Source organism: Acidisphaera rubrifaciens HS-AP3 (genome assembly GCF_000964365.1).
GTDB lineage: Bacteria > Pseudomonadota > Alphaproteobacteria > Acetobacterales > Acetobacteraceae > Acidisphaera > Acidisphaera rubrifaciens.
This window is the reverse complement of sequence record NZ_BANB01000871.1, coordinates 1-5,973: the sequence shown is the minus strand read 5'-3', so window position 1 is coordinate 5,973 and position 5,973 is coordinate 1. Positions and strand designations below refer to the sequence as shown.

The 5,973-nt window shown below is 70.0% G+C and carries 5 protein-coding genes; 2 read left to right on the top strand and 3 right to left on the bottom strand.

What is annotated here, in order from left to right:
* On the bottom strand, positions 1-436 hold a 436-nt coding region (locus tag B8460_RS18670), incomplete at its 3' end, for an undecaprenyl-diphosphate phosphatase (protein WP_048863129.1).
* Between the two features lie 84 nt (positions 437-520).
* Entirely contained in the window at positions 521-1,609 is a 1,089-nt protein-coding gene (locus B8460_RS18665) for an alkene reductase (RefSeq protein ID WP_048863128.1), read from the bottom strand.
* 161 nt (positions 1,610-1,770) lie between these two features.
* On the opposite strand from B8460_RS18665, the gene B8460_RS18660 reads away from it, so the two are divergent.
* Positions 1,771-2,805 (top strand): cation diffusion facilitator family transporter, encoded by a 1,035-nt coding sequence (locus B8460_RS18660; protein WP_084623909.1) that lies wholly within the window; start codon positions 1,771-1,773, stop codon positions 2,803-2,805.
* A gap of 17 nt (positions 2,806-2,822) precedes the next feature.
* On the opposite strand, the gene B8460_RS18655 is transcribed toward B8460_RS18660, so the two are convergent.
* Positions 2,823-4,523, bottom strand: coding sequence for an AMP-binding protein (locus B8460_RS18655; RefSeq protein ID WP_048863127.1), 1,701 nt, complete (start codon positions 4,521-4,523; stop codon positions 2,823-2,825).
* Positions 4,524-4,684: 161 nt separating this feature from the next.
* Here B8460_RS18655 and B8460_RS18650 point away from each other — a divergent pair, with 161 nt between their 5' ends.
* Positions 4,685-5,863 (top strand): isovaleryl-CoA dehydrogenase, encoded by a 1,179-nt coding sequence (locus B8460_RS18650; protein WP_048863126.1) that lies wholly within the window; start codon positions 4,685-4,687, stop codon positions 5,861-5,863.
* The last annotated feature ends 110 nt before the right edge of the window (positions 5,864-5,973 follow it).

Below are 5,973 nucleotides of genomic sequence, written 5' to 3'. Positions count from 1 at the left end.
CGGCGGTCTGGCGGGCGCGCAGCCGCTCGCCGGCCAGCAGCATCACCGCGTTGACCACCAGGAAACAGGCGGCGACCACGGGCGCGCCGAACAGGCGGCGCAGCGCGTGTTCCAGCAGGAAGCCCGCGATCACCGCCGGGATGGTGGCGATGACGATGAGGACGAGGACCCGCCTGCTTTCCGACACCTGATGCGCGCCGCCGATGCCGAGCGTGCCGGCGGCGATGGCGAGCCAGTCGCGGCCGAAGAACAGCAGCAGGGCGACGGCGGTGCCGAGATGGAGGAAGACCAGGAAGGGCAGGAAGGTCGCCCCGTGCTGGTCTAGCGACCACCCGGCCAGCGCCGGCACCACCACCGCGTGGCCGAGCGAGCTGACGGGAAACAGTTCCGTGGCCCCCTGCAGCACCGCGAGCAGGATGGCTTGCAGACTCGACATGCGAAAACCCCGGCCGTTGCGGCCGGGGTTGTTGACGCAAATATAGCGGCCGCGCAAGCAACCGCGGGGCGGACGCCGGCGGGTTCAGGCGGCGCGGGCGTCGAGCGTCGGGTAGTCGGTATAGCCGGTCGCGTCGCCGCCATAGAACGTCTTGCTGTTCCAGCGGGCGAGCGGGGCGTCGCGGCGCAGGCGCTCCACCAGGTCGGGGTTGCTGATGAAGGGGCGGCCGAAGGCGATGGCGTCGGCGGCACCCGTCGCGATCGCTTCCCGCGCAAGCTCCGGCGTGTAGCCGTTGTTCGCCATGTAGGGGCCGCGGAAGGCGCGGCGCAGCACGGCGAGGTCGAAGCCGTCCGCCACCTCGCGCGGGCCGCCGGTCGTGCCCTCGACCACGTGCAGATAGGCGAGGCCGTAGTCGTTCAGCACCTCCACCGCGCGGGTGAACAGCGCCTCGGGCTGGCTGTCGCGTATGTCGTTGGCGGGGCTGATGGGGCTGATGCGGATGCCGGTGCGGTCGCCACTCCAGGTCTGGGTCACGGCGGCGGTGACCTCGCGCAGCAGGCGGAGGCGGTTGTCGATGCTGCCGCCCCAGCGGTCGGTGCGCTGGTTGGTCGAATCGCGCATGAACTGGTCGATCAGGTAGCCGTTGGCGGCGTGGATCTCCACCCCGTCGAAGCCGGCGTCGCGGGCGTTGGCGGTGGCCGTGCGGTAGTCGCCAATGATCGCGGCGATCTCGTCCTCCTCCAGCGCGTGCGGGGTCGGGATCGGCTTCATGCCGGTTTCCGTGAACGCCTCCACCTTCGGCTGGACGGCCGACGGGGCGACGGGGAGCGCGCCGCCGGGCTGCAGGTCGGGGTGGGAGATGCGGCCGACATGCCAGAGTTGGAGCACGATGCGCCCGCCATGGGCGTGCACGGCGTCGGTCACGAGGCGCCAGCCGGCGACCTGTTCGGCGCTGTGGATGCCGGGGGTGAAGGCATAGCCCTTGCCCTGCGGCGAGATCTGCGTGGCCTCGCTGATGATCAGGCCGGCGGTGGCGCGCTGGGCGTAGTATTCGGCGTTCAGCTTGCCCTGCACGTCGCCGCGCCCGGCGCGCGAGCGGGTGAGCGGGGCCATGACGATGCGGTTGGGCAGGTCGAGCGCGCCGAGGCGCACGGGCGAGAACAGATCAGGCATGCGTGGCTCCCAAAGGGGGTCTGTGTGCCTTGCATATGCTGCGACGCGCCATGGCCGCCAACGGGCGCGGCGGCATCTGTGTTATGCTGCCCGCGTTGTGACCGGCCCCGCGGCATGGCGATACGAGGACGGCAAGCGGGGGCGGGAAGTCGGGGGACGGAATGCCGGAGAGCCACCAGGACACCCATGCCCACGGGGCGGATGACCATGATGGGCATGACCATGATGGGCCCGACCATGAGGGGCATGACCATGGCGGGCATGACCATGGCGGGCATGGGCATGGCGGGCTGGGCCATGCGGGGCACAGCCACGGGCCGGCGCGGCATGACCGGGCGTTCGCGATCGGGGTGGGGCTGAACACGGCGTTCGTGGTGGCGGAGGTCATCTTTGGCCTCGCCGCCGGGTCGGTCGCGCTGGTGGCGGACGCGGTGCACAACCTGGGCGACGTGCTGGGGCTGCTGCTGGCCTGGGGCGCGGCGTGGCTGGGGCAGCGGCCGCCGAGTGCGGCGCGCACCTATGGCTGGGGGCGCAGCTCGATCCTGGCGGCGCTGGCGAACGCGGCGCTGCTGCTGATCGGCGTCGGCGCGATCGCGGTGGAGGCGGTGCGCCGGCTGCTGCATCCCGAGCCGGTGGCCGAGTGGACGGTGATCGCGGTCGCGCTGATCGGCATCGCGGTCAACGGCGGCACGGCGCTGTTGTTCATGCGCGGGCGGGAGGGCGACCTCAACCTGCGTGCCTCGTTCCTGCACATGGCGGCGGACGCGGCGGTGTCGGCGGGCGTCGTGGTGGCGGCGGTGCTGATCATGTTCACCGGCTGGACGGTGCTCGATCCGCTGGCGAGCCTCGGCATCGCGGCGGTGATCACGGTCGGCACCTGGGGGCTTTTGCGCGAAAGCGTCAATCTCGCCATGGACGGCGTGCCCGATGGCGTGGCGCGCGACGCGGTGCATGGCTATCTCGCCGCGCAGGCCGGGGTGCGCGAGGTGCACGACCTGCATATCTGGGCGCTGTCGACGACCGATGTCGCGCTGACGGCGCATCTGGTGTGCGACGCGCCGGAGGCGGACCGGCGGCTGCTCGCGCGGGTGTGCGCGGAGCTGCGCCAGCGTTTCGCGATCGGGCACACGACGATCCAGATCGAGACGCCGGCGCAGGCCGAGGCGTGCCGGCTGCGGCCCGATCACGTCGTCTGACGCGACCGGGCCGAGCCTCAGGCGGTGCGGTCGGCGACGAGGCCGAGGGCGGCGGCCATCTGCTCGCGCATCAGGTATTTCTGCATCTTGCCGGTGATCGTCATCGGGAACTCGTCCACGAAGCGCACGTAGCGCGGCACCTTGTAGTGGGCGATCTGGCCCTGGCAGAAGGCGCGCAGCTCGTCTTCCGTCATGGTCTCGCCGGGGCGCAGCTTCACCCAGGCGGCGATTTCCTCGCCGTATTTGCGGTCGGGCACGCCGAAGACCTGCACGTCGGTGATCTTCGGGTGGCGATAGAGGAACTCCTCGATCTCGCGCGGATAGACGTTCTCGCCGCCGCGGATGACCATGTCCTTGATGCGGCCGACGATGTTGCAGTAGCCCTCGTCGTCGATCACCGCCATGTCGCCGGTGTGCATCCAGCGCGCGCCGTCCAGCACCTGCGCCGTGCGCTCCGGGTCGCCCCAGTAGCCGCGCATCACCGAATAGCCGCGCGTGCACAGCTCGCCCGGCGTGCCGCGCGGGACGATGCGGCCGTCGGTATCGACGATCTTGACCTCGGTATGCGGATGGATGCGGCCCACGGTGGAGACGCGGCGTTCCAGCGGATCGTCGGTGGCACTCTGGAACGACACCGGGCTGGTCTCCGTCATGCCGTAGGCGATGGTGACTTCCGGCATGTGCATGCGGTCCACCACGCGGCGCATCACCTCGATCGGGCAGGGCGAGCCGGCCATGATGCCGGTGCGCAGCGAGGTGAGGTCGAAGCTTGCGAAGTCCGGGTGATCGAGTTCGGCGATGAACATGGTGGGCACGCCATAGAGAGCGGTGCAGCGTTCCTCGCTGACGGTCTGGAGCACGGCGAGCGGATCGAAGCCGTCGCCGGGGAAGACCATGGTGGCGCCGTGCGAGGTGCAGGCGAGCGCCGACATGGTCATGCCGAAGCAATGATACATCGGCACCGGGATGCACAGCCGGTCGGCCGCCGTCATGCCGATCGCCTCGCCCACGAAGTAGCCGTTGTTGAGCACGTTGTGATGGGTGAGCGTCGCCCCCTTCGGGCTGCCGGTCGTGCCGGAGGTGAACTGGATGTTCACCGGGTCGTCGAATTGCAGCCGCGCGCCGATCTCCGCGAGGCGGGCGCGCGTCGTGTTGGTGCCGGCGCGGGCGATGTCGGCGAAGGCGTGGCAGCCGGGGGCGGGGCTGTCGTCGATCTGGATGACGTGGCGAAGGTCGGGCAGGCGGGCGGCGCGCAGCTCGCCGGGCTGGCTTGCCGCCAGTTCGGGCGCGAGCGCGTTGATCATGCCGACATAGTCGCTGGTCTTGAAATCCGTCGCGGTGACGAGGGCGCGGCAGCCGACGAGATTGAGCGCGTAGTCGAGTTCGCTGGTGCGGTAGGCGGGATTGATGTTCACCAGGATCAGCCCGGCCTTTGCCGCGGCATACATGGTGACGATCCATTCCGCCTTGTTCGGCGACCAGATGCCGATGCGATCGCCCGGTTCGAGGCCGAGGGCGAGCAGGCCGGCGGCGAAGTCGTCCACCGCGGCGGCGAGCGCGCGATAGGTCATGCGCACGCCCTGGCTGCGCACCACCAGCGCCTCGCGGTCGGGGTGGGCGGCGACGGTCGCGTCGAAGTTCTCGCCGATCGTCTGGCCGATCAGCGGCACGTCATGCGCGCCATGGACATAGCTTGGCAGGCCTGTTCCGCTGGACATCCGCTCCCCCCGTCTTTGCCGCCGGACCATTGTGCGGTCCCGCCTCCGGCGCGCGCAATGCACGCATCCGATCGCCCGATGCAATAGGCCCTTGGCAGGACGCGCCCGGGGCGGCATACCTATGCGGAACAATACTTCGATATCGAATGAATAGGCAAGCCATGGCCAGTATTCCGAACCGGCTTCCCGCCTTCGACTTCGGCCTCGGCGAGACCGCCGACATGCTGCGCGCGCAGGTGGAGGCGTTCGCCGCCGACGAGATCGCGCCGCGCGCCGCCGACATCGACCGGGAGAACGACTTTCCCGCCGATCTGTGGCGCAAGCTCGGCGCGCTCGGGCTGCTCGGCGTCACCGTCAGCGACGAGTACGGCGGCGCCGGGATGGGGTATCTGGAGCATTGCGTGGCGATGGAGGAGGTCAGCCGGGCCTCCGCCTCCGTCGGCCTGTCGTATGGCGCGCATTCCAACCTGTGCGTGAACCAGATCTTCCGCAATGGCAACGAGGCGCAGAAGCGGCGCTATCTGCCGAAGCTGATCTCCGGCGAGCATGTCGGCGCGCTGGCGATGAGCGAGCCGGGCGCGGGGTCGGACGTGGTGGGCATGCGCACGCGCGCCGACAAGCGCGGCGATCGCTACGTGCTCAACGGCAGCAAGATGTGGATCACCAACGGGCCGAACGCGGACACGCTGGTGGTCTATGCCAAGACCGATCCGGCGGCCGGGCCGCGCGGCATCACCGCGTTCCTGATCGAGCGGGGATTCAAGGGTTTCTCGACCGCGCAGAAGCTCGACAAGCTCGGCATGCGCGGGTCGAACACGTGCGAGCTGGTGTTCGAGGATTGCGAGGTGCCGGAGGAGAACGTGCTCGGGCAGGTCGGGCGCGGCGTCAACGTGCTGATGAGCGGGCTGGATTACGAGCGCGCGGTGCTGGCGGCGGGGCCGCTCGGCATCATGCAGGCCTGCATGGACGTGGTGGTGCCGTATATCCACGAACGGAAGCAGTTCGGGCAGGCGATCGGCGAGTTCCAGATCATGCAGGCGAAGATCGCCGACATGTACACGACGCTGAACGCCAGCCGCGCCTATGTCTACGCGGTCGCGCGCGCCTGCGACGCCGGACGCACGTCGCGCAAGGACGCGGCGGGCGCGATCCTGTACGCGGCGGAGCGGGCGACGTGGATGGCGCTGGAGGCGATCCAGTGCCTGGGCGGCAACGGCTATATCAACGACTACCCGACCGGGCGGCTGCTGCGCGATGCCAAGCTGTACGAGATCGGCGCGGGCACCAGCGAGATACGCCGCATGCTGATCGGGCGCGAGCTGTTCGCGGAGACGGCATGACGCTGTCCACGGCGATCGACCGCGGCGGCGCGGAGTATGCCGCCAACGCCGCGGCTATGGGCGCACTGGTCGCCGACCTGCGCGCGCAGGCGACGCGGGTGGCCGAGGGC